General features: G+C 70.6%; 18 protein-coding genes. 8 read left to right on the forward strand and 10 right to left on the reverse strand.

Translation table 11 applies throughout. The annotated features are described in order from the left end of the window. Positions 1–99 precede the first annotated feature (99 nt). From hpf to mtrA, 5 genes are all read right to left on the reverse strand, one after another. The gene (gene hpf, locus ASC66_RS02345; protein ID WP_055836178.1) at positions 100–768 is read right to left on the reverse strand and encodes a ribosome hibernation-promoting factor, HPF/YfiA family; all 669 of its coding nucleotides are present in this window, start codon (positions 766–768) and stop codon (positions 100–102) included. A 90-nt stretch (positions 769–858) separates the two neighbouring features. Then, entirely contained in the window at positions 859–1,614 is a 756-nt protein-coding gene (locus ASC66_RS02350; protein WP_055834130.1) for a ComF family protein, read from the reverse strand. 111 nt (positions 1,615–1,725) lie between these two features. Next, positions 1,726–3,459 carry an LpqB family beta-propeller domain-containing protein gene (locus tag ASC66_RS02355; protein ID WP_055834132.1) on the reverse strand — a complete coding sequence of 578 codons (1,734 nt, stop codon included), beginning with the start codon at positions 3,457–3,459 and terminating at the stop codon, positions 1,726–1,728. After that, positions 3,452–5,116, reverse strand: coding sequence for an MtrAB system histidine kinase MtrB (gene mtrB / locus ASC66_RS02360; RefSeq protein WP_055834135.1), 1,665 nt, complete (start codon positions 5,114–5,116; stop codon positions 3,452–3,454). The genes ASC66_RS02355 and mtrB overlap by 8 nt, the downstream gene beginning before the upstream one ends. Positions 5,117–5,119: 3 nt before the next feature. Then, a complete protein-coding gene (gene mtrA, locus ASC66_RS02365) occupies positions 5,120–5,797 on the reverse strand; it encodes an MtrAB system response regulator MtrA (protein WP_055834137.1) in 678 nt (225 codons plus the stop codon). 143 nt (positions 5,798–5,940) lie between these two features. On the opposite strand from mtrA, the gene ASC66_RS02370 reads away from it, so the two are divergent. From ASC66_RS02370 to ASC66_RS02395, 6 genes are all read left to right on the forward strand, one after another. Continuing rightward, positions 5,941–7,218: a DUF7847 domain-containing protein gene (locus ASC66_RS02370; RefSeq protein ID WP_055834140.1), complete on the forward strand. Its 1,278-nt coding sequence runs from the start codon at positions 5,941–5,943 to the stop codon at positions 7,216–7,218. Next, the gene (locus ASC66_RS02375) at positions 7,215–7,910 is read left to right on the forward strand and encodes a DUF4129 domain-containing protein (RefSeq protein WP_055834143.1); all 696 of its coding nucleotides are present in this window, start codon (positions 7,215–7,217) and stop codon (positions 7,908–7,910) included. The genes ASC66_RS02370 and ASC66_RS02375 overlap by 4 nt, the downstream gene beginning before the upstream one ends. After that, the gene (locus ASC66_RS02380) at positions 7,907–9,205 is read left to right on the forward strand and encodes a DUF4350 domain-containing protein (RefSeq protein ID WP_055834146.1); all 1,299 of its coding nucleotides are present in this window, start codon (positions 7,907–7,909) and stop codon (positions 9,203–9,205) included. The genes ASC66_RS02375 and ASC66_RS02380 overlap by 4 nt, the downstream gene beginning before the upstream one ends. 41 nt (positions 9,206–9,246) lie before the next feature. Then, a complete protein-coding gene (locus ASC66_RS02385; RefSeq protein ID WP_055836181.1) occupies positions 9,247–10,224 on the forward strand; it encodes an AAA family ATPase in 978 nt (325 codons plus the stop codon). 2 nt (positions 10,225–10,226) lie between these two features. Beyond that, the gene (locus ASC66_RS02390; protein WP_055834149.1) at positions 10,227–11,597 is read left to right on the forward strand and encodes a DUF58 domain-containing protein; all 1,371 of its coding nucleotides are present in this window, start codon (positions 10,227–10,229) and stop codon (positions 11,595–11,597) included. Between the two features lie 91 nt (positions 11,598–11,688). Further along, complete coding sequence (locus ASC66_RS02395; RefSeq protein ID WP_055834152.1) at positions 11,689–12,462, forward strand: aquaporin; 774 nt, start codon at positions 11,689–11,691, stop codon at positions 12,460–12,462. 48 nt (positions 12,463–12,510) lie between these two features. Here ASC66_RS02395 and ASC66_RS02400 read toward each other — a convergent pair whose 3' ends face one another. After that, complete coding sequence (locus ASC66_RS02400) at positions 12,511–13,506, reverse strand: stage II sporulation protein M (RefSeq protein WP_055834155.1); 996 nt, start codon at positions 13,504–13,506, stop codon at positions 12,511–12,513. 17 nt (positions 13,507–13,523) lie between these two features. On the opposite strand from ASC66_RS02400, the gene ASC66_RS02405 reads away from it, so the two are divergent. Continuing rightward, positions 13,524–14,369, forward strand: coding sequence for an RDD family protein (locus ASC66_RS02405; RefSeq protein ID WP_055834158.1), 846 nt, complete (start codon positions 13,524–13,526; stop codon positions 14,367–14,369). Between the two features lie 27 nt (positions 14,370–14,396). Here the strand turns inward: ASC66_RS02405 and ahcY are convergent, their stop codons facing one another. Beyond that, entirely contained in the window at positions 14,397–15,875 is a 1,479-nt protein-coding gene (ahcY, locus tag ASC66_RS02410; protein WP_055834161.1) for an adenosylhomocysteinase, read from the reverse strand. 68 nt (positions 15,876–15,943) lie between these two features. After that, the gene (locus ASC66_RS02415; RefSeq protein ID WP_055834164.1) at positions 15,944–16,171 is read right to left on the reverse strand and encodes a DUF3499 family protein; all 228 of its coding nucleotides are present in this window, start codon (positions 16,169–16,171) and stop codon (positions 15,944–15,946) included. Positions 16,172–16,243: 72 nt separating this feature from the next. Between ASC66_RS02415 and ASC66_RS02420 the strand changes: the two genes are divergently transcribed. Next, a complete protein-coding gene (locus tag ASC66_RS02420) occupies positions 16,244–16,702 on the forward strand; it encodes a metallopeptidase family protein (protein ID WP_055834167.1) in 459 nt (152 codons plus the stop codon). 107 nt (positions 16,703–16,809) lie between these two features. On the opposite strand, the gene ASC66_RS02425 is transcribed toward ASC66_RS02420, so the two are convergent. Next, on the reverse strand, positions 16,810–18,258 hold the full coding sequence (locus tag ASC66_RS02425; protein WP_055834170.1) for a DUF5719 family protein: 1,449 nt from the start codon (positions 18,256–18,258) through the stop codon (positions 16,810–16,812). After that, positions 18,248–21,355: a glycosyltransferase family 2 protein gene (locus ASC66_RS02430; protein WP_055834173.1), complete on the reverse strand. Its 3,108-nt coding sequence runs from the start codon at positions 21,353–21,355 to the stop codon at positions 18,248–18,250. The genes ASC66_RS02425 and ASC66_RS02430 overlap by 11 nt, the downstream gene beginning before the upstream one ends. Positions 21,356–21,411: the final 56 nt, after the last annotated feature.

Here is a 21,411-nt window from a genome sequence, read left to right on the forward strand (position 1 = left end):
GGTTCGCTGAGAGCGGAGCGTCTGCGTCCCCGCCCGGCCCGAGACGGCACCGGGCCCCACATCAGCGACTGATGTGGGGCCCGGGCACTCCGGCCGGCGTTACGCCGAGATCGCCTCGCGCTCTGAGTCGCCGAGGCCGATCACGCCGTAGTCCCAGCCCTTGCGGCGGTACACGACGCTCGGACGGTCGGTCTCGATGTCGTGGAAGAGGTAGAAGTCGTGCCCGACCAGTTCCATGTTGTACAGGGCGTCGTCGATCGTCATCGGGATCGATGCGAAGAGCTTGCGGCGGATCACGACGGGGGTGTACACGTCGTCGAGTTCTTCGCTGTTCTCCTCGCTCACGACGGGGATGGATCCGGTGCGCACCTGCTCCAAGACCTCGGCATCGGCCGGCGTCATGTGCACGGCTTCGAAGCCTCCCGTGCTCGCCTCACGCAGGGAGGTCGGGCGATGGTTTCCGCGGTGCACCTTGCGTCGGTCCTTGGCTCTGCGCACCCGTTCGAGCAGGCGGCCGAGCGCGACATCGAACGCGGCGTACTTGTCTGAGCCCTCGGCTTCGGCTCGTACCAGAGGCCCTTTGCCGATCAACGTGAGCTCAACGCGGTCGCTCCGCACGGTGCCGGTGACCTGGCTGTGGCGGCTGACCTTGATCTCCAGCGCCTGTGCCTTGTCGGCGAGAGCCGCTACTTTCTCGGCCTTGTCCGTGGCGTATTCACGGAAGCGATCAGTGATTCCCAGGTTGCGTCCGACGATGTTTGTTTCCATGACGACCTCCCAGATAGGCGTGCCGCCCGGCATCTACAGGGCGGACCTTTCTCGCCTTTGAGCCAACCGTAGCCGTTGTCCGATGGAAAGTCATCGGCTATTCATCCGAACTTCCTGTGACCATGCGTGGGCGTCCGCGCGCAGTCTGGTATCGGCCACAACGGCGCATCCGCAGACCTCCGCTCCCGCGCTCCTGAGCGCCCGTGCGGCCTCCGCGATCGTCGACCCGGTGGTCAGGATGTCGTCGACGACGAGCACCCGCAGCCCGGCCACGGAGCCGGCGCCGCCCCGCACGCGCAGGGTGCCGGCCATGTTGAGCGCCCGCGCCTCGCGGCCGAGGCCGGCCTGGTCGAGATGGGCCGAACCGTGGCTGAGAAGCGCCGTGCTGCGCAGCCCGGCTGCGGCGAGGAGGGTGTTGACGGGGTGGAAGCCGCGGTGCATCGCGGCAGCGGGGTCGGAGGGAATCGTGACGATGCGGATCCCGGCGGCACCGGCATCCGCGGCGAGCGCCGCCCTGAGTGCGGCGCTGATCGCCCCACGGAGCGGAACGCTCAGCGCGCCGGCTGCCTCGGTGCGGCCCGCGTCCTTGAATGCGAGCAGTGCCCGCCTGGCCGCTCCGGCGTAGTCGAGGCCGCACCAGACCGTCTCGCCCAGCCGCACGGTGCTGTGCGGGGTCTCCGCCGCGAACGCGGCTGCGCACTCACGGCAGAGCCCGCGGTCATGACGGCCGCAGCCGACGCAGTCGCTCGGCGCCCACACGGCGAGCGCGTCGGAGAGCGCGTCGGGGATCGAGTGGGAGAGCGCACCGGGGAGCGCGGCCCGCACGGCCGAGCCGGAGACGTCCATGGCTCCAGCCTGCGCCGCAATCGGCAGCCGCCGGCATCCGAGGCCGCCGCCTGTGTAGAACGGACGCCCTCCCCCGCCCTGTGGAGGACAGACACAACAGCACCGCCGGTGTCAGAGGCCGATCGAGATGCCGAGCACGCTCACGCCGTCGATGCGCGGCTGCCACGACAGGCCTCGGCGCTGCATGAGCTCTCCCGCCCCGCTCAGCAGCCGCAGCTCGCGGCTCGTGTTGCCCCCGCTCAGGGTGAGTGCGTCGGGTGCCCCCTCGATCTCGCTGCTCGGGCCGCCGAGCTGCTGCGTCGTGATGATCGTCTCCTCCGCCGGTCCCTCGGTCAGGGTCGCGACGGTGAGCTCGTTGACCCATGCCGTCGCCAAGGGGGCGGCGGCAGGAACGGCGAGCTCCAACGGGACGCCGAGCCGCTCTGGCACATTGCGCCCCTCTCCCTCCTGCCTGAGGATCCCGGTCGCGACCAGCCGCGTCGCTCCTCCCGCCTCGTAGAGGGCGATGAGCCTCGTGCCGTCTCGCGAGAGCGCGAGGGAGGTGATGCTCGTCGCGTCCGGCCAGCTCGTGGCAACAGGCGTGCTCGTGCCGTCGGGGGCGAAGGCGAGGAGCGCCCCCGGGGCGTTCCGCGGAACCGACCAGACGTAGCCGAAGACGTCGACGACGGGCGCGACCAGCCCCGGCCGATCATCGAGCAGCCGCGGCTCGCTGCCGGTGCGCACGACGCTGACTCCGAGCTCGCTGCGGACGGCGGCGGTGTTGCCGGAGCCTTGCGGGATCCCGACGCTGACCGCGCTCGGCTTCAGCGCCACGATCTGCTCCGAGAGGTCGATCGGGGTGATCGTGTCCCCGCTCGCCGCCAGATGCCCGAACTCGCCGTCGCGCAGGATCAGCGCACGCGGGTCGACGTGCGGGTCTTGGATGACGGGGGCGAGGGTGTCGGAGATCTGCTGCTCGATCTGATCGACCGTGATCGTGACGCCGGTGATCGAGGAGACGCCCTGCAGGCTCTCCCGCAGCTGCAGCTGCATGCGCTGGAGCGAGATCGCCTCCGTCTGCAGCACACTCGGGCTGAGGTCGACGATGGCGCTGCGGGTGACGACGCGCACCGATGCCGTCGTCAGGGCCGTCCCCTCCGGGAAGGCGGAACGGACGGCGCCGTCCAGCCACTCGCTCGGCCCGCTCAGCAGAGCATTGACGATCACGGTCGGCGTCGAGGTGCGCCGGGGGAACCAGCGCAGATCGGGAACGAGGTAGCTGAAGGTCGGGTCGAAGAAGTAGAGCGGGTAGCTCCCGAAGACGAGCGAGAAGGTCGGCTGGTCGACGAGGATCCCCTGCGGGGCCCTGCTGATGCGCCACTCCCCGTCGATCTGGGCGAACTCATAGCCGAGCACCTGGGTCGTCGGAGAATCCCGCTGCATGTACTCACCGCTGACGCCGACATCCGCCAGCGCCGACACCGTCAAGGTCATGGCGTCCGCGTTCAGGGTCTGCGGGCTGCGCTGGATTCCGCTGTCGATGAGCGCGCTGGCATCGGGATCCCACTCGGTGCTGAACTCGGGGGTGAGGAACTCCTTGGCGACCGCGTAGCGATCCTGCGGACTGGCGGCCGCTTCGACGAAGCCGAGCAGGATCTCCTCCTGCGTCGCGCCCGGTTGCGGGCTGCGGGCGAGGAAGTCGAATTCAGGGCTGGCCTCGCTCTCCACCGCCTGCCCGGCATGCACGGGCCCGGAGCTCGGGATGCCGGCACAGCCGCTGAGAATCAGGGCGCCGAGGGTCGCCATGGCCAGAATGCGCGCGGCACGGATGCGCGCGGTCAGGCCGGTGCGTTGGCGTCTAGACATCTGCGGCCTCCTGGGTGTCATCAACCGGCCGGGCCTGAGGCTCGGCCGGGCGGGCGGCGCCGGCATCCTCCGGCGGCAGCGGCAGCGGGGATTCACCCATCGGCCGCCCGTGCACGCGCGGCAACGTCAGCCGGAACGCCGAGCCGGCCCTGGGCGTCGACCAGACATCGATCGTGCCACCGTGCAGCAGGGCGTCCTCGAGTGAGATCGGGAGCCCGAGGCCGGTGCCACCGATCGTGCGCTTGCGCGACGGGTCCGCGCGCCAGAAGCGGTCGAAGACGAGCGCGGCCTCGTGCTCCTTCATTCCGACGCCGTAGTCGCGCACGGTCAGGGCGACCGCGGTGGACGTGCTGTCGACGGAGACGATGATCGGCTTGCCCTCGCTGTGCTCGATCGCGTTGCCGAGCAGATTGCTCACGATGCGGCGGATGCGGCGCGGGTCGAGCTCGGCGGGCAGGTGCCCGCCGGGGGCGACGAGGCGCACCTCTGTTCCGTTCTGCTCGGCCAGGCCGCTCATCGTCTCGATCGTCTCCTCCGCGATGTGCACGAGGCTCGTCGCCTCGAGGTCGAGACCGACGGAGCCGGCGTCGTAGCGGCTGATCTCGAGCAGATCGGCGAGCAGCAGCTCGAATCGTTCGACCTGGGTGTGCAGCAGCTCGGCCGTGCGCTCCGTCGCGGGCGGGAAGGTGCCGCGCTGGTCGTAGAGCACGTCGCCGGCCAACCGGATCGTGGTGAGTGGGGTGCGCAACTCGTGCGAGACGTCCGAGACGAAGCGCTGCTGCACCTCGCTGAGATCGGCGAGCTTGCGGATCTGGGCCTGCAGGCTGTCCGCCATGCCGTTGAAGGAGCGCGCGAGCGTCGCGATGACGTCTTCACCCTTCTCCGGGATGCGCACCTCGAGCTCGCCGTCCGCGAGGCGTTCACTCGTCTCTGCCGCCACCCGGATCGGGTTGACGACGAGGCGCACGACGACCCAGGTGACGGCGCCGATGAGCAGCAGCAACGCGATCGCAGCGATCCCGGCCGTCTGCTGCACGAACCCGAGGGTCTGCTCGGCGTCGGCCAGGCTGTATGCGATGTAGATCTCGTAGCGCCCCGCCGTCGGCAACACGAGCTGGGATCCGACGACGATGCCGGGAACCGTCCCGCCCTCCGGCGTCTGCAGGCTGACCGACTGCCAGAACTGCTCGTCCGGATTCTCCCTGACGTTCTCCCGCAGCTCCGGCGTGATCACACCGGAGCGCAGCGATGACGGCACGAAGTCCAACGGTGCGACGGCGCTCGGCTCCTGGCCGGGCACCCGGAAGCCGGCGACCTGACGGCTGGCCGCACCGGTGCTCATCGCGTTACGCGCGCTGTTCATCACGCCGAGCACGGCGGCGCGGTCGGTGGCGTCCGAGGCGTCGACGAGCTGCTGGGCCGATGCGACCGCACGCGCCGAATCGCCGAGGACCTGTTCGAGCCTGGCCTGGAACAGATTGTTGCTCACGCTCGTGGACAGGTAGATGCCGGTGAGCAGGATCGCAACGCTCGAGAGCCCGAGCGAGATGAGAACGGTGCGGAACTGCAGCGACTGGCGCCACAGCCGCCCGAGCTGTTGCGGCCAGCTGCGCCACGAACGCCACTCGAAACGGCGAGCGCCGGCGCGGACGGCCATGGCTCAGCTGACGGCGCCGGCCCGGTAGCCGACTCCGCGCACTGTCATCACGATGCGGGGATTGTCCGGGTCGTGCTCCACCTTCGCCCGCAGCCGCTGCACGTGCACGTTCACGAGGCGCGTGTCGGCCTTGTAGTGGTAGCCCCAGACCTGCTCGAGCAGCATCTCGCGCGTGAACACCTGCTGCGGCTTGGACGCCAGCGCCAGCAACAGGTCGAATTCGAGCGGTGTCAGGTTGATGCGCTGATCGCCCCGCCTGACCTCGTGGCCGGCGGCATCGACGACGAGGTCGCCGACGTGCAGCGACTCGGATGCCGCGGTGCTCGGTCGCAGCCTGGTGCGGATCCGGGCGACGAGCTCCTTCGGGTTGAACGGCTTGACGATGTAGTCATCCGCCCCCGATTCGAGCCCCTTGACGACATCCGTCGTGTCGGACTTCGCGGTGAGCATGATGACGGGCGTGCCGGACTCTGCCCGGATCTGCGTGCACACCTCGATGCCGTCGCGGCCGGGCAGCATGAGGTCGAGCAGCACCAGATCCGGCTTGTACTGCCGGAAGGCGTCGAGCGCGAGCGCGCCATCCGCGCAGAAGCTCGGCTCGAAGCCCTCGCTACGCAACACAATGCCGATCATCTCCGCGAGTGCGGTGTCGTCATCGACGACCAAAATCCGTGCGCTCATGATTCCGTTCCCGCTGGGGCCGCGCGCATCAGAGCACGCGGCGGCATACTTTGGGACAACAGTAGTCGAGTCGTGCGCTCTTCGGCGCGATTCGCCGCGTGGCCACGGGCCAAGGCGGGAGCCCGATGTGGCAGCATGGGTGAATGACCGACGAGCAGAGCTGGCAGTCGCCATCGGGGGCGCGACCGGCCGAGCCAGCGCCGGCGCCGGCACCCGCTCAGCCCCCGCATGGCCAGGCCCCCCAGGGCCAGGCACCATACGGCCAAGCCCCGTATGGCCAGGCGCCCTATGGGCAGGCCCCGTACGGGCAGGCGCCCTATGGCCAAGCGCCGTACGGACAGGCCCCATACGGGCAGGCACCGTCTGGGCAGATTCCGTTCGGCCAGCAGCCGGCATGGACGCCCCCGCCCAAGCCCGGGCTCATCCCCCTGCGCCCGCTCAGCTTCGGAACCCTGCTCGGCGCACCCTTCCAGGTGCTGCGCAGGAACCCCAAGGCCACATTCGGCAGCGCGCTGATCGTGCAGTCGCTCTCCGTGCTCATCTCGCTGCTCGTGCTCGGCCCTGCAACCTTCATCGCGCTCGACCGTATTGAGAGTGCGAGCGCGGCCGAACGCGAGGCGGTGACGGCCGGCAGCATCGCCGCCATCATCCTGGCCGCGCTCATTCCGGTGGTGTTCACCGTTCTGGCGTCCGCACTGCTGCAGGGCGTGATCGTGCTGGAGGTCGCCAGGTCGACCCTGGGCGAGAAGCTCCGCCTGTTCACGCTGTGGAAGGCGGCCCTCCGCCGCCTGTGGCCGCTGCTCGGCTGGATGGGCCTGCTGATCCTCGGATACGCGGTCGGCATCGCCGCCGCGGTCGGCATCGTGGCCGTGCTCGCCGTGCAGGGGCAGGCATGGCTCGGCGCGACGATCGGCGTCGGCATCCTGCTCGGGCTCGGTCTCATCGTGCTCTTCGTCTGGCTGACCGTGAAAACCTCGCTCGTTCCCTGCCTGATCGTGTTGGAGAAGCAGGGGGTCGCCGCCGCGATCGCTCGGTCGTGGTCGCTCACCGGCGGCTACTTCTGGAAGACCTTCGGCGTGCAGTTCCTCGTCGCCTTCATCGTGAACGCGGTGAGCCAGATCGTGACGCTGCCGGTGTCGTTGATCTACGGCTTCGCGGCGACGTTCATCGATCCGAACAACGTGCTCGGCACCGTCGGGCCCGCGATCGCCTCCTATCTGTTGCTCATGCTCGTCACGCTCATCATCGGCTCCATCGCCATCGTCGCCCAGTCGGCGACGGTCGCACTCATCTACATCGATCTGCGCATGCGCAAGGAGGGTCTCGACCTCGAGCTGATGCGCTTCGTCGAGGCCCGCGAGCTGGGCGACTCCGACGCTCAGGACCCCTACCTGCTGCCCCGCGGCACCGCCGCCGCATGACGGGCGGCCTCTGGGCCGTCGTCGCGGCGATCCCCCTCGACCCGGATGCCGAAGAAGCACGGCGGCTGTTGCGCGAGGAGCTGGCCAAGCCGCCGTACCGGGCCGCCGAACCGAGCTGGTTCGATCTGGCCTCGAAGGCCTTCTTCGACTGGCTGGCCTCGCTGTTCTCCGGTGCGGACGGCGCGGGGGGCGGCTGGCTGCCCCTCGTCGCGACCGTCATCGTCGTCGGCATCCTCGTCGCGGCGCTGCTGATCTGGGGGGTGCCGCGCCTGAACCGCCGGAGGAAGCAGGCACCGCTGCTCTTCGGCGAGCGCGACGCGCGCACCGCGGAGCAGATGCGTGCCGCCGCGAGCGCCGCAGCGGCATCCGCCGACTGGTCACTCGCGATCGCCGAACAGTTCCGCGCCTTGGCGGCCGGGCTGGCCGAGCGCACCGTCGTCGCCGTGAACCCGGGGACGACGGCGACCGACTTCGCCCGTGCCGCCGCCAGGGCGTTGCCGGCCGAGAGCGACCCCCTCCGTCGGGCCGCCGACGCATTCGACGAGGTGCGCTACCTGGAGCACCGGGGCAGCGAGGCCGACTACCGTGCGGTGCGCGCGCTCGATGACCGGGTGCGCCAGGCCAGGCCGGCGCTGCCCGAGCCCGCGGAGCTGCACACCGTCGCCGGATCCGGCGAGGGGACTCGCTCATGAGCGTCCAGACCGCCCAGGGCGCTCGGGCCCCGCAGCCGGCCCCAGCGATCACGCCGACCCTGCGCTCCGCCGGCAAGCGGGCCGCGTTCTGGGTGATCGCCGGCGTCGGCGCGCTCCTCGTCGCGCTGATCGCCATGGCGTTGAGCAACGCATCGGCCGTCGGCGGCCCACCCCTCGGCGCCGAGAATCCCGCGCCGCCCGGCGGCATGGCGCTGGCCGAGGTGCTCCGCGCCCAGGGCGTCGACGTCGTCATCGCCGACAGCCTCGACGCCGCGATCGATCTGAGTGCCGCCGACGCTGTGACGCTCTTCGTCTCCGACCCGGACGACATCCTCGGCGACGGGCAGATCGCGCGCCTGGGCGATGCCAGGCACGCGGTGATCGTCGAGCCGAGCTTCGCCTATCTGCAGGAGCTGTCGCCGGAGATCGGGTTCGGCGGTGTCGGCGCAGAGGAACCCATCGCAGCCGGAGCCGGCTGCGGACTCGGGGCCGCAGAGCGCGCGGGCAGCGTGGCCGGGGCGGATGGTGCTGCGCTGAAGACGCTAAGCGTTCCCGCGGATGCCGCGGCCTACACCGCCTGCTTCGGCGACGCCGCCAGCGGCTCGTCTGTGCTCGTGCAGCGCGACGGCCGGCTCGGGGCTCAGGGCGCGATCACCCTGGTCAGCGACCGCGCGATCTTCGCCAACGGGTCCATCACCTCCGCGGGCAACGCGGCGCTCGCCCTCGGCCTGCTCGGCGAACGGCCGACGCTGGTCTGGTACCTGCCGACACTCGCCGACGTCGCGGCCGGAACACCGAGCCTGGCCGAGCTCACGCCCGGCTGGGTGACACCCGTGATGGTGTTGCTCGTGCTCTGCGGCATCGCGGCGGCCTTCGCGTACGGCCGCCGCTTCGGCCCCCTCGTGGTCGAGAACCTGCCCGTCACCGTGCGCGCCAGCGAGACGATGGACGGGCGGGCTCGTCTCTACGCGCGCAACTCCGAGCGGCTGCGCGCCGTCGACGCGCTGCGCATCGCCACCGTCGGGCGCATCGCGACGGCGCTCGGCCTGGCGCGCACCGCAACGCTCGAGGAGGTCGTGGCGTCCGCGGCATCCGCCACCCGCTCCGACCCGCGCCGGGTGCGGGCGACGCTGCTCGACGAGGAGCCGCAGAGCGACGCCCAACTGCTCGCCCTCTCTGACCGACTCCTCGATCTGGAGAGCGCCGTGCAGGCGGCCACCCGGCCGGGCGACGGACACACCGACATCCGCCACTCCACCCCCACCGACTCCCGCACCGAGAGAATGGAACCATGACAGACACCGGTCTTGACAACGTTGCCGCACCGCTGCGAGGCATGCCAGAGTCCAGCGACGCGGCCTCGGCGACCGAGCTGCGCCAGGCGCTGGCGAGGGTGCGCACGGAGGTGGGCAAGGCCGTCGTCGGTCAGGATGCCGCCGTCACCGGGCTCATCATCGCGCTCCTGGCCCGCGGCCACGTGCTGTTGGAGGGTGTGCCCGGCGTCGCCAAGACGCTGCTCGTGCGCAGCCTCAGCGCGGCGCTGAACCTGCAGACCCACCGGGTGCAGTTCACACCGGACCTGATGCCGGGCGACGTGACGGGCTCGATCGTGTACGACGTCAAGGCAGGCGACTTCGAGTTCCGCGCCGGCCCCGTCTTCACGAACATCCTGCTCGCCGACGAGATCAACCGGACCCCGCCGAAGACGCAGTCGGCGCTGCTCGAGGCGATGGAGGAGCGTCAGGTCTCCGTCGACGGCGTCTCCCGGGCGCTGCCGGAACCGTTTATCGTCGCCGCGACACAGAACCCCGTCGAGTACGAGGGCACCTACTCGCTGCCGGAGGCGCAGCTCGACCGCTTCCTGCTCAAACTCGTGCTCGATCTGCCGGAGCGCGACACCGAGATCGAGGTGCTGCGCCGACACGCGGCCGGTTTCAATCCGCGCGATCTGGCCGGCGCCGGGGTCACCGCCGTGCTGGACGCCGAGCAGCTGGCCGCGGCGCAGGCATCCGCGGCATCCGTCGGAGTCAGCGCCGATGTCCTCGCCTACGTCGTCGATCTGGCCCGCGCCACCCGCACGAGCCCATCGGTCAAGCTCGGCGTGAGCCCGCGCGGAACGACCGCGCTTCTCGCCTCGGCCAAGGCGTGGGCCTGGCTGAGCGGCTACGACTCGATCACCCCCGACCACGTGCAGGCGATGCTGCTGCCCGTCTGGCGGCACCGGGTGCAGCTGCGCCCGGAGGCTGAGCTCGAGGGCGTCTCGGTCGACGCGATCTTGCGCTCGATCGTGCAGCAGGTTCAGGTTCCGATCTAGCGATGGCGATCACGCCGAGATTCGTGCTGCTCCTCGCCATCGGCGCGGTGCCCATCGTGCTGCTCGGCGGGGAATCGCTCGGCGCCGCGGCGACGGTGCTCGGGGTCTGGCTGCTGTTCGCACTCGCACTGCTGATCGTTGACCTGCTGCTCGCGGCCTCGCCGCGGCAACTGGCCACCGAGCGCGTCATCCCCGCGCGGGTGCGCCTCGGCGAGAGCGTCGACGCCCGGCTGTTTCTGACGAACACGGGGAAGGGCGCGCTCCGCGGAGTCGTGCGGGACGCCTGGCAGCCCTCGGCCGGGCCGGCGAGCAACCGGGCCGCCGTCGCGCTTCCTCCCGGCGAACGCCGCGCACTCAGCACCGTGCTCACCCCGTTCCGCCGTGGCGAACGCCGGGTGGAGCAGATCACCGTGCGCTCCCTGGGCCCGCTCGGACTCGCCGCACGCCAGGCCACCCTCCGAGCGCCCGGCCGGGTGCGCGTTCTGCCTCCGTTCAACGCCCGCAAGCACCTGCCCTCGCGTCTGGCCCGGCTGCGCGAGCTCGACGGTCGCACCGCCGTGATGGTGCGCGGCCAGGGCACCGAGTTCGACAGCCTGCGCGAGTACGTGCGCGGCGACGACGTTCGCTCGATCGACTGGCGCGCGACGGCACGCCGCAGCGGACCGCTGCTGGGCGCAGGGGTGCAGCACGCCACGGCGACGGCGGCGACGATGGCGCCGAACCTGATGGTGCGCACCTGGCGGCCAGAACGCGACCGCCGCGTCGTGATCGTGCTCGACAGCGGGCGCACCTCGGCCGCTCGGGTGGCCGACGAGCCCCGCCTCGACACCGCATTCGAGGGCGCACTGCTGCTCGCGGCCCTCGCATCCCACGCCGGGGACCGTGTCGACTTCCTCGCATACGACCGCCTCGTGCGCGGCCGGGTACAGGGTGCGAGCGGTGCGGAGCTGCTCAGTCGCATGGTCGATTCGATGGCGCTGATCGAACCGGAGCTCATCGAGATGGATTGGAACGCCGTTCCCTCGCTCGTGCGCGGCGTCACCAGCAGGCACGCATTGGTGGTGCTGCTCACCGCGATCGAAGCGCCAGGCGCGGCATCCGGCCTGCTGTCGGTGCTGCCGCAGCTGAGCAAACGGCACACGGTCATCGTCGCGTCCGTCACCGATCCGGCCGTTCTCGCCGCAACGGCCGAGCGCGGACGTCGGAGCGAGATCTACCGGGCGGCCGCGGCCGAACGCGCGCTGCTCGACGTCGCCAGGGTCTCCGCGGCGATACGGCAGTCGGGTGCGGAGGTCGTCACCGCCGCACCGGCCGATCTGCCCCCCGCCCTCGCCGACCGTTACATCGCCCTCAAGGCCGCCGGGCGGCTCTGAACCGTCACACACCGTCAGATGTGCGCGCCGTTCGGCGCGGCACCGCTACTCTCCTGATCGTTCTGTTCGTTTGATTAGGGAGCCGCACCACATGACATCATCGAGTTCACCGAGCACCGGCGCACGCCTCGCCGCAGAGTTCGCCGGCACGTTCATCCTCGTCTTCGGCGTCATCGGCACCGCGCTCTTCGCAGCGGGCTTCAACGGTGGCGACGGCAACCTCAACGTCGGCTTCCTCGGCGTCGCCCTCGCGCTCGGCCTCACCGTCGTGGTCGGCGCGTACGCGCTCGGCCCGGTCTCCGGTGGCCACTTCAACCCCGCCGTCACGCTCGGCCTCGCCGTCGCACGCCGCTTCGGGTGGGGCGATGTGCTCGGCTATCTGGTCGCGCAGTTCCTCGGTGGCATCGCCGCATCGGCGCTGCTCTTCGTCATCCTCTCCGGCGGCGAGAACCCCGACCTGACCGCTCAGTTCACGGGCGCCTCAACCGGCTACGGAGTGCTCTCCCCCGGCGGGTTCAGCCTGCTCTCTGTGATCCTCATCGAGGTCATCACCACCGCGATCTTCGTCTACGTGATCCTGGGCGTCACGAGCTCGCGGGCCGCGGCCGGCTTCGCCCCTCTCGCGATCGGTTTCACCCTGACCCTGCTCGCGCTGATCGCCATCCCCGTGTCGAACGCCTCGTTCAACCCGGCCCGCTCTCTCGCGACGGCGGTCTTCGGCGGCCCGGAGGCCCTCGGTCAGGTCTGGGTCACCCTGCTGGCCCCCGTCATCGGTGCGATCATCGCCGGTGCGACGTTCTCTCTCCTCTTCGAGCGCACCGTCGCGCTCAGCGCGGATGCGGAGCGTGTGAGCGCCAACGCCTGACGCAGACGCTGACCAACAGTCGGCTCTTCCCACCAGGGCGGGGCCGACTCAGGCGGCTGCGATCGTCCTGGCCCCTGCCGCGAACTCGTCGAGGTCGCCTGTCTCGCCCGCCCGGGCGGCGCGGCCACCGAGCACGAGCATGTAGACGAGGAACGCGGCCAGCGCGAGCGCCCCGATGCCGATCTTCACCGGCCACGGCCACGGCGCCGGAGTGACGAAGCCCTCGATGATGCCGGAGACGAACAGGGCGATGGCCAGGCCGATCACGACGGTGAACATGGCGCGGGCCTCTGCCGCCAGCGCCTGACCGCGGGTGCGCGCTCCCGGCGCGATCCAGGACCAGAAGATGCGTGTTCCTGCCGCCGCGGCGACGAAGACGCTGGTGAGTTCGAGCAGACCGTGCGGGGCGATGTAGAGCAACATCGTGTCACCCTCCCCGTGCGCGAACATCACGGCGGCCGTCACGCCGAGGTTCTGCGCATTGCTGAAGATCACCGCGGGAACGTAGACGCCCAGGATGCCGAAGGCGATGCACTGCGCGGCGATCCAGGCGTTGTTCGTCCACACCTGACCGGCGAAGGACGCGGCCGGATTCGCGGAGTAGTAGTCGACGAAGTCCTCGTCGGCGAGTTGGGCCAGCTGCTCCTTCGAGCCGAAGTTCGCGAGCACCTGCGGGTCGCCGAGCGCCCAGAGCGCGTAGAGCGTCGCGATGAGCACCGTGGCCAGGGCGTAGACGAGCGTCAGCCACCGCACGCGGTAGAGGGCGGCCGGCAGCTGCACGACGAAAAAGCGGGGCAGCTGGGCGAGCAGGTTGTCGCCGGTTCCGGTGAATCGGAGCCGCGCCCGTGACAGGCTCACGGAGAGTCGATCGCCCTGCAGCGTGGACCCCGCCGTTGTCTTCAGCTGCGAGAGCTGCGTCGCCCCCGCCTGGTAGAGATCGACGAGCTCGTCGGCTTCCGCGCCGCTCAGCCTGCGCTGCGCCGCCAGGGCGTCCAGACGCTCCCACCGTTCACGGTGGGCTGCGGAGTAGGCGTCGAGATCCATCTGATTGAATACTAACCATGGTCGAGCCGAGCGCGCTGAGCGAACAGCATCCGGACGCCGACACGGTGTTCACCGGCGAGGCGGTCGCCCTGGACGTGCGGCCGGCCAGCGTGCTGATCCGTGCGGCGGGGACGATGATCGACGCGGTCGTCTACCTCGGAGGCTTTGCGCTGCTCGCCTGGATCGTCGCGGCCGCGGCCGGCGACGGCATGGACCAGTCCATGGCCACCGCGCTGTCGATCATCGGGCTCGTGACGGCGCTGGTGATCGCCCCGACCATCGTGGAGACGGCCAGCGGCGGGCGCTCCCTCGGCAAGCTGGCCATCGGCGCGCGGATCGTGCGCGACGACGGCGGCGCCATCGCGATGCGCCACGCCTTCGTGCGCGCACTGCTCGGTGTGATCGAGATCTACATGACGCTCGGCGGGCTGGCCGCGATGGTGGCACTGTTGAACGCGCAGGGCAAACGCCTCGGCGACATCCTCGCCGGCACCCACTCACAGATGGAACGTGTTCCCCACTACGCCGCGCCGGTCTACGGCGTACCCCAGCCGTTGCTCGCCTGGGCGGAGCTCGCCGACGTCGCCACCCTCCCTGACCGGCTGCAGCGTCGCATCGCACAATTCCTGCAGCAGGCACCCCGGCTCTCGGATGCCGCGCGCACCCGCCTCGCCGGCGAGCTGGCGCGCGAGGCATCCGTCTACGTCTCACCCCTGCCGCAGATCGAGCCGGAGCTCTTCCTGGCCGGGGTCGTGGCCCTGCGCAGGGAACGCGACGCCGCCGCTCTGGAACTCGGCAGGCAGCGCCTGGCCAGGCTCGACCCTGTGCTCACCGGACTGCCGCACGGCTTCCCGGAGCGCTAGCCCCGGGCCGCCGCCGACTGCTGTGGATCAGTAGCGGTAGTGGTCGACCTTGTACGGGCCGTCGACGGCGACGCCGATGTAGGCGGCCTGCTCCGGGGTGAGCGTCGTCAGCTGCACGCCGAGTGCGTCCAGGTGCAGGCGGGCGACCTTCTCGTCGAGGTGCTTGGGCAGCACGTAGACGCCGACCGGGTACTTCTCCGGGTAGCACCACAGTTCGATCTGGGCGAGCACCTGGTTGGTGAAGGAGTTGCTCATCACGAAGGAGGGGTGACCGGTGGCGTTGCCGAGGTTCATCAGGCGACCCTCGCTGAGAACGAGCACGCTGCGACCGTTCGGCAGGCGCCACTCGTGCACCTGCGGCTTGATCTGCACCGACACGGCGCCCGGCAGATTCTCGAGTGAGACCATGTCGATCTCGTTGTCGAAGTGGCCGACGTTGGAGACGATGGCGAGGTGCTTCATCGCGAGGATGTTCTCGACCGTGATCACGTTGAAGTTGCCCGTGCAGGTGACGAAGATGTCGACGTCGCCGACGACGTCCTCAAGCCTGGCGACCTGGTAGCCGTCCATGGCCGCCTGCAGCGCGCAGATCGGGTCGACCTCGCTCACGATCACGCGGGCGCCCTGGCCGCGCAGCGCCTCGGCCGCGCCCTTGCCGACGTCGCCGTAGCCGACGACGAACGCGACCTTGCCGCCCATCAGCACGTCGGTGGCACGGTTGAGGCCGTCCGGCAGCGAGTGGCGGATGCCGTACTTGTTGTCGAACTTGCTCTTGGTGACCGAGTCGTTCACGTTGATGGCGGGGAAGAGCAGCCCACCGGATGCCGCCAACTCGTAGAGGCGGTGCACTCCGGTCGTCGTCTCCTCCGTCACACCCTTGATCTCGGCGGCGATGCGCGTCCACCGGTCGGTGGAGAGGTCCAGCGAGCGGCGCAGCGTGTCAAGCACGACGCGGTACTCGGCGCTGTCGGCATCCGTCGTCGATGGGACGGCGCCCGCGAGCTCGAACTCTCGGCCCTTGTGCACCAGCAGCGTGGCGTCTCCGCCGTCGTCGAGGATCATGTTCGGGCCGGACCAGCTCTCGCCGGCCGCCGCGGCCTCTGCGCTCCAGTCGAAGATGCGCTCCGTGCACCACCAGTACTCCTCGAGCGTCTCGCCCTTCCAGGCGAAGACTGGCACGCCGGCCGGCTCGTGCTCGGTGCCTGTCGGCCCGACGGCGATGGCCGCGGCCGCCTCGTCCTGGGTGGAGAAGATGTTGCAGCTGGCCCAGCGCACCTGGGCACCGAGGGCGGTGAGGGTCTCGATCAGCACGGCGGTCTGCACGGTCATGTGCAGGCTGCCGGCGATGCGGGCCCCGGCCAGCGGCTTGGACTCGCCGAACTCGGCGCGCAGCGCCATCAGGCCCGGCATCTCATTCTCGGCCAGCCGCAGCTGGTGTCGACCGGCCTCGGCGAGACCGAGATCGGCGACCTTGAACGACAGGGCAGAGGAGGGCGCGAGAGTCATGTCGCTATTCTCGCAGCTTCCGGATGTCGGCGTCGTTTTGTTCCGCCTTCGTTACCCGGCGAAGCGTGTCACTCCGCCGCGCGCTGACCGCCATCGGAGACGAGGCTCATATGACGCACGACCTGCCAGCCGACGGGCGCGGAGAGCCGTTCGGCGTGCCGGGCACAGAGGTCGTAGCCGTGCGGCTCGGCCGTGGCGCTCAGCGGGCCGAGCACCGCCATCGAGTCGGCGTAGTCGTAGGTGAGAGTCGCGACCGCCTGGCCTTGGCACGCGATCTTGGAGCAGGGCCTGTTCATGTCGACTCCAGCGTATCGCCAGAGCACGACACTGCGTGCTGCAGCCCAGCCTCGCGGCTTAGGATTGGTGCTATGCCTCGTTCGCGCCGTACCTCGTCTGGCCGTGCCTCGGCGGGCGGTTCCGCTCGGCGCGGCATCCGCGACCGCCACGGTCGCGGCCTGCGCTCCTCGGTGGCCGGCCCGTACCTTCCGATGCTGAACGGCCGCATCGACATGTTCGAGCAGACGATCCTCTCGACAGCGGAGTACCTCCGCGGAGTCTGGCCGGCCGAGCTGTCCTCTGTGCGCTTCGAGGTCGCCGCCGCGCCGGAACAGGCGTTGCACGGCGATCACATCGACCGCTGGAGCGTCGATCCTGAACGGGGGCGCATCGTGTTCTACCGCGTCCCCATCCAGCGGATGAGCAAGTTGCACCACAACGACGACATCCACCGCCGCATGATGGTGGAGAGCTGCGTGTTCCGTGCCGTCGGCGATCTGCTCGGCAAGGACCCGTGGGACCTGGCTCCCGATCGCTTCCGCCACTTCTAGCGACGCCGCATCGGCAGCGCGCCGCGGCGGAAACCGCAGTTTCGCGGCGGAAACGTCGGGCGGGTAGGTGTGGTTTCTACCGCTCGAGCGTGTGCGAGGCGGTTGCGTCAGTGCGTGTAGACGGCGATCGCGCGGGCGAGCGGCCCGGGCGGGTTGAGCGCGAACGAGGAGAGCGCCGCGCCGCCCTGGTAGCTCACGCTCGCGACGACGCCGCCCGTCTCGCTGGCGCCGAGCGTGTACGAGGCACCGGCGGTGAGGGGAACGCTCACCGAGCCGGCTGCCGGCAGGTTCACCGTCAGCGGGGTGCCTGAACCGTCCTGCAGGGTGACCCGCTGGGCGTTGCCGTGCGGGTTCGCCAGCCGCAGCGTCGGGGCCGGTCCGTCCGCGACGACGATGGCGCTGTCGTCGACGAGTGCCTGGGAGGCGACGAACCACGCGAAGTCCTCGCTCGTCGCCGACTTCTCCGTGCTGCGCGCGGCGGCGACGATCGGCTGGTCAGCGTTCAGGCGCACCGTGTAGTTACCGGCGGCGAGTTCGCTGAGAGGGACCTCCGACGCGACGCCGGGCTCCAGGGTGACCGTGATCGACGCGCCATTGCCCCCGTCGTCGGAGGTCGCACTCACGGTGAGCTCCGCGGCATCCGCGCCGGTGTTCAGCACGCGCACGGCGGCCTGGTCATCGTGGAAGTGGCTGTCGTTGCTCTGGGTCTCGTCGATCAGGGCGGCCGGCACCGTGAATCCGGAGATCAGCTGCTCCAGGGCCGGCGCCGCCGTGGTGCCGGCGAGCTCGATGCCGCCGGGGACGAGACCGTGGATGACGCTCTGCTGCAGCGACGCGACGACCTGGCCGCCGCGCGTGGCCACATGGACGACGGGCGAGTTGAGGTTCGGCGCGAGTCCGGCCAGCGGGATCACGCGCTGCGACTGGGGCTGCACCAGGATCCCGGTCGATCCCGGCGCATCGACGAGGCCGCCCTCGCCGTACAGCCTCAGATCGACCGATGCCGCGACGTCGCTCGGGTTGCTGAGCAGTAGCAGGCTGGTGTGCCCGATCGCGGTGGAGCCCGCGACCAACCAGCCGTCGGACGACGCCTCGCCGCAGCCGGCCGCGGTGAAACCGCTGAGCGTCTCGGTCGTCGCCGTCTGCGACTGCGCGCCGGCCATGAGCGGCGCGGAGTCGGCCGCCGGGATGCTCAGCAGAAGCGGCGTTCCCGCGACATCGCCAGCGACGTTGTCCGGGGCGGCCAATGGACTCACCGTGATGTCGGATGCCGAGAGGGAGCCGGAGCGTCCAGCGGCGTAGAGCGTGTCTGCTGCACCGATCGAGGAGGCGGAGGATGCCGCGCTCGCGTCGGCGGCGAGGGCGAGCAGCGGGCCGGGGCAGACACGCTGCTGCCCACTGGCGGTCGGAGTGACGAGCTCGGCGTTCGGCTGCACGATGTGGCTCGGCCACGGGAGCAGCGTCGCAGCACCGACGGTGGCGACCGCTGCGGCGATCCCGAGCAGTCCGGTCATGGCGCGGGCGCCGACCAGCGCCCATCGGCGGCTAGCGCTCATCGCTCTGCCCGCTTTCCTCTGTGTCGGTCGTCTCTGTGTCGGTCGTCTCTGTGCCAGTCGTCGCTGCCTCGGTCGTCGCCGTGTCAGTCGTCCCTGTGTCAGTCGGCGCGATGGGCTCGGCTGTTGCTGCGGGCTCCACCGGGGCGAGTTCGGCCGACTCGGCCGCCCTCCGCCCTCTCGTCGGCTTCTCCTTCGCGCGCTTCTGCTTCGTCTGCTTCGTCTGCCTGGTCCGTGCTGGCGCCTCGGGAAGCACGGGCGCCGGCACGGCCGTCCGGCCGCCTGGCATGTCACGCCCGACACCGGTCGGGATCGAGAGCAAGACGACGAAAGCGAAGACGGCGAGCTGAGTCCACATCACGGCCCGACCGAGCAATCCGCCGGCGTCCGCCGGGATCGCGGCGGCGTCCGACGCGGCGACGTCACTCGTCTGGTAGCTCCACAGGGTTCCGAAATCGGTCTCGCCGACCGGTACCAGAAGTGCGTTGCCGTCGAGCGAGCTCGCCGTGCGCCGCGCGGTGTCTGCGGCATCCGTGCTGACGTCGGCGCCGGGCGCTGCACTGGCCGGGGCCAGTAGCACGAAGCGGATCGCCAGCGCATCGAGGCTCGGCTGGGCATCGAATCCGCTGCGCGAGCTCAGATTGCCCGCCAGCTCCGCCAGCATGGCGTCGTCCTCGCTCGGCTCGGTCTGGGTCGCGAAGAGCGTCGACTGGTCGTCGAGCGTCGTCCCGGATCCGCGCTGCAGCTGGGCGAGCACCCCGCCATTCGACTGCGGCACGAGCACGAGAGTCCCGGCGCGCGGCTCGGTCTGCGCCTCGGCGGTGACGAAGGCGGGAAGCATGCGCGCGTCGCCGGCGTGGACGGCGGCGGGGTTCGGTGCGGCCGCGCCCAGGGCGATGGAGCCGGCAAGCGGGATGACGGCCATGGTCAGTGCCAGCCCGGAGATGATCGTCGGGGCGGTGCCTGCCCGGCCGAGTGCGTTCAGCCCGATCACGGCGGCGCCGATGAGGCCGGCCCAGTAGAGGCTGAGACCGGCGCCCGGCCAGACGAGGATGCTCTGATCGCCGAACGTGGCCACGGCGATCTGGACCGCCGCGATGGACGTCGCGAAGCCGAGCAGCGCGGTGACGAGACCGAACAGCGCCGTGCGGGAGCCGGGCAGGAAGAGGGCGAGCAGTGCCAGGACAGCGAGCGGTGCCAACAGGATCGGCACGAGGATCTCGGCGGTCACGCCGGGCAGCGCGAGCGACTCAACGAGCGCTCCCCAGCCGCCGAAGTCGCCGTTCGGGAATCCGAACAGCAGCTGCCAGCTCGAGGTGTGCTCTGCGGGCAGCGGAACACCGGGGTCGGCGAGGAGCGCCAACCAATTGCCTCGCAGCTGCTGGTCGAGCACAAGCGGGGCGGCCAGCACGAGCGCAGGGATCGGGATGCCGATGAAGCGCATGATGGAGCGGCCGCTGAACAGCACCGCGAGGAGCCACAGAACGAGCAGTGCCGGCGTGAGCGACGGCGCGCAGGCGGTGATTGCCGCGAAGAGCAGAGCGGATGCCGCGGACGCCGACCACGAGCGCGCGGCTGCGGCCGCGGCGAAGAACAGCCACGGCAGGAGGATGTGCGCGATCATCGGCGCCGGCCTGCCGTCGGCGATCGCACTGAGGAAGGTCGGCGCGAGCATCCACAGCACGGCGGCCAGCGCCCGCAGGGCCCCGCGGATGGTCAGTCGGGCGGCGGCCAGCCACGCACCGAGCGCGGCCAACGGCAGCGCGAAGAAGTACAGGGCGAGCAGCAGGGCGGACGGCGACCAGAAGGTGATCGAACCGAGCACGGCCAGCACCGCGGCGAATGGATCGGCCGCACCGACGAAACCGGTTCCGATGTCGCGCCAGCCGTAACCGATGTTCTGCCAGAGCACGGCCGGCGCGTTCACCGGCAGCAGGCCGCCCCCGTCCAGCGCCGAGGCGCCGAGCAGGGGTGCGAGCAGTGCGACGCCGACGACGGCCGCGACGATGAGCGTCCAGGCTCCCCCGCTGCTGAAGAAGGCCAGTTCGTGGCGTGACCCGCGCACCCGGGAGCGTTGCTGTTCGCGCACGAGCGCCCGGCGGCGGCGCACCTCGGCGCTCGGCATCCGCAGGGACGCGATCGAACCCCAGCCGAGGGTGCGCGTGGTTTTGAGCCGGCGCCGCGCGTTGGAGACGCGGATGCCGGAGAACGCGGCACCGAATGCGGCACCGAATTCGGCGCCGATCGACCCCGGTTCCTTCTGCATCAGGCGTACGAACGCCCGCACGAAGGCCAGCGGGACGAGCGAGAGCCAGTGCAGCACCAGCGCAGCCGCCGGCGCGTAGACAAGTCTGCGGTGCAGCTGGGCCTGCCGGCGCAGCCGGACCCGCCTGCGCCGCTCGCTGCCCTTCTGCGAGCTGCCCGCACCCGCGATGCCGTCGCCGGCGACGGCGACGCGCGCGGCAGGCACGAGGGCGACGCGGTGGCCGGCCAGTCTGGCGCGCACGCAGAAGTCGAGCGCGTCATCGACGACGGGCAGGGCTGGGTCGAAACCGGCCAGCGTCTCCCAGAGACGGTGACGCACGAGCATGCCGGCTGAGCCGACGGCCAGGACATCGCTCAGGCCGTCGTGCTGGGCCTGGTCAAGCTCTGCCCCGACGACGGGAACGGTGGCGCCGAAGCGCGTGATCGTCTCACCGAATTCGCGGATGTAGTCCGCGCGGTCCCAGTCCATCTGCTTGGGTCCGGCGACGGCGACCGATGGCGCGATCTCGAGCGCATTGACCAGGGCGGCGAGCGCCCCCGGTTCCGGCGCCGTGTCCTGAGCGAGCAGCCAGAGGAACTCGTCGTCGGCCTCTGGCGTCGCGGTGACACGGACGGCGGCCGCGATGGCATCGCCGAAGCTCAGTTCTTCTCCGGCCGAGATGAACTGGGTCGGGCCGAATTCCGCCAGCAGCTGCGGGGTGGCATCCGTCGACCCGCAATCGACCATGATCACGGAGTCCGGCCGGCGCGTCTGCGCCGCGAGGGCCGCCAGAGTTCGGGTGAGATGCTGGGCGCCGTTGCGCGCGATGAGGATGGCGGTTACTCGGGGAGACATATCGGGAACAGCCTAGGTTGCGTCTGCGTCAACGGGCATGAGGCCGCAGGCGCGCC

Origin of the sequence: Leifsonia sp. Root4, assembly GCF_001425085.1 — a bacterium.
Lineage (GTDB): Bacteria > Actinomycetota > Actinomycetes > Actinomycetales > Microbacteriaceae > Microterricola.

Coding starts and splice junctions, on each gene's coding strand:
- hpf (WP_055836178.1), bottom strand. CDS start 768: ATGGAAACAAACATCGTCGGACGCAACCTGGGAATCACTGATCGCTTC.
- ASC66_RS02350 (WP_055834130.1), bottom strand. CDS start 1,614: ATGGACGTCTCCGGCTCGGCCGTGCGGGCCGCGCTCCCCGGTGCGCTC.
- ASC66_RS02355 (WP_055834132.1), bottom strand. CDS start 3,459: ATGTCTAGACGCCAACGCACCGGCCTGACCGCGCGCATCCGTGCCGCG.
- mtrB (WP_055834135.1), bottom strand. CDS start 5,116: ATGGCCGTCCGCGCCGGCGCTCGCCGTTTCGAGTGGCGTTCGTGGCGC.
- mtrA (WP_055834137.1), bottom strand. CDS start 5,797: ATGAGCGCACGGATTTTGGTCGTCGATGACGACACCGCACTCGCGGAG.
- ASC66_RS02370 (WP_055834140.1), top strand. CDS start 5,941: ATGACCGACGAGCAGAGCTGGCAGTCGCCATCGGGGGCGCGACCGGCC.
- ASC66_RS02375 (WP_055834143.1), top strand. CDS start 7,215: ATGACGGGCGGCCTCTGGGCCGTCGTCGCGGCGATCCCCCTCGACCCG.
- ASC66_RS02380 (WP_055834146.1), top strand. CDS start 7,907: ATGAGCGTCCAGACCGCCCAGGGCGCTCGGGCCCCGCAGCCGGCCCCA.
- ASC66_RS02385 (WP_055836181.1), top strand. CDS start 9,247: ATGCCAGAGTCCAGCGACGCGGCCTCGGCGACCGAGCTGCGCCAGGCG.
- ASC66_RS02390 (WP_055834149.1), top strand. CDS start 10,227: ATGGCGATCACGCCGAGATTCGTGCTGCTCCTCGCCATCGGCGCGGTG.
- ASC66_RS02395 (WP_055834152.1), top strand. CDS start 11,689: ATGACATCATCGAGTTCACCGAGCACCGGCGCACGCCTCGCCGCAGAG.
- ASC66_RS02400 (WP_055834155.1), bottom strand. CDS start 13,506: ATGGATCTCGACGCCTACTCCGCAGCCCACCGTGAACGGTGGGAGCGT.
- ASC66_RS02405 (WP_055834158.1), top strand. CDS start 13,524: ATGGTCGAGCCGAGCGCGCTGAGCGAACAGCATCCGGACGCCGACACG.
- ahcY (WP_055834161.1), bottom strand. CDS start 15,875: ATGACTCTCGCGCCCTCCTCTGCCCTGTCGTTCAAGGTCGCCGATCTC.
- ASC66_RS02415 (WP_055834164.1), bottom strand. CDS start 16,171: ATGAACAGGCCCTGCTCCAAGATCGCGTGCCAAGGCCAGGCGGTCGCG.
- ASC66_RS02420 (WP_055834167.1), top strand. CDS start 16,244: ATGCCTCGTTCGCGCCGTACCTCGTCTGGCCGTGCCTCGGCGGGCGGT.
- ASC66_RS02425 (WP_055834170.1), bottom strand. CDS start 18,258: ATGAGCGCTAGCCGCCGATGGGCGCTGGTCGGCGCCCGCGCCATGACC.
- ASC66_RS02430 (WP_055834173.1), bottom strand. CDS start 21,355: ATGTCTCCCCGAGTAACCGCCATCCTCATCGCGCGCAACGGCGCCCAG.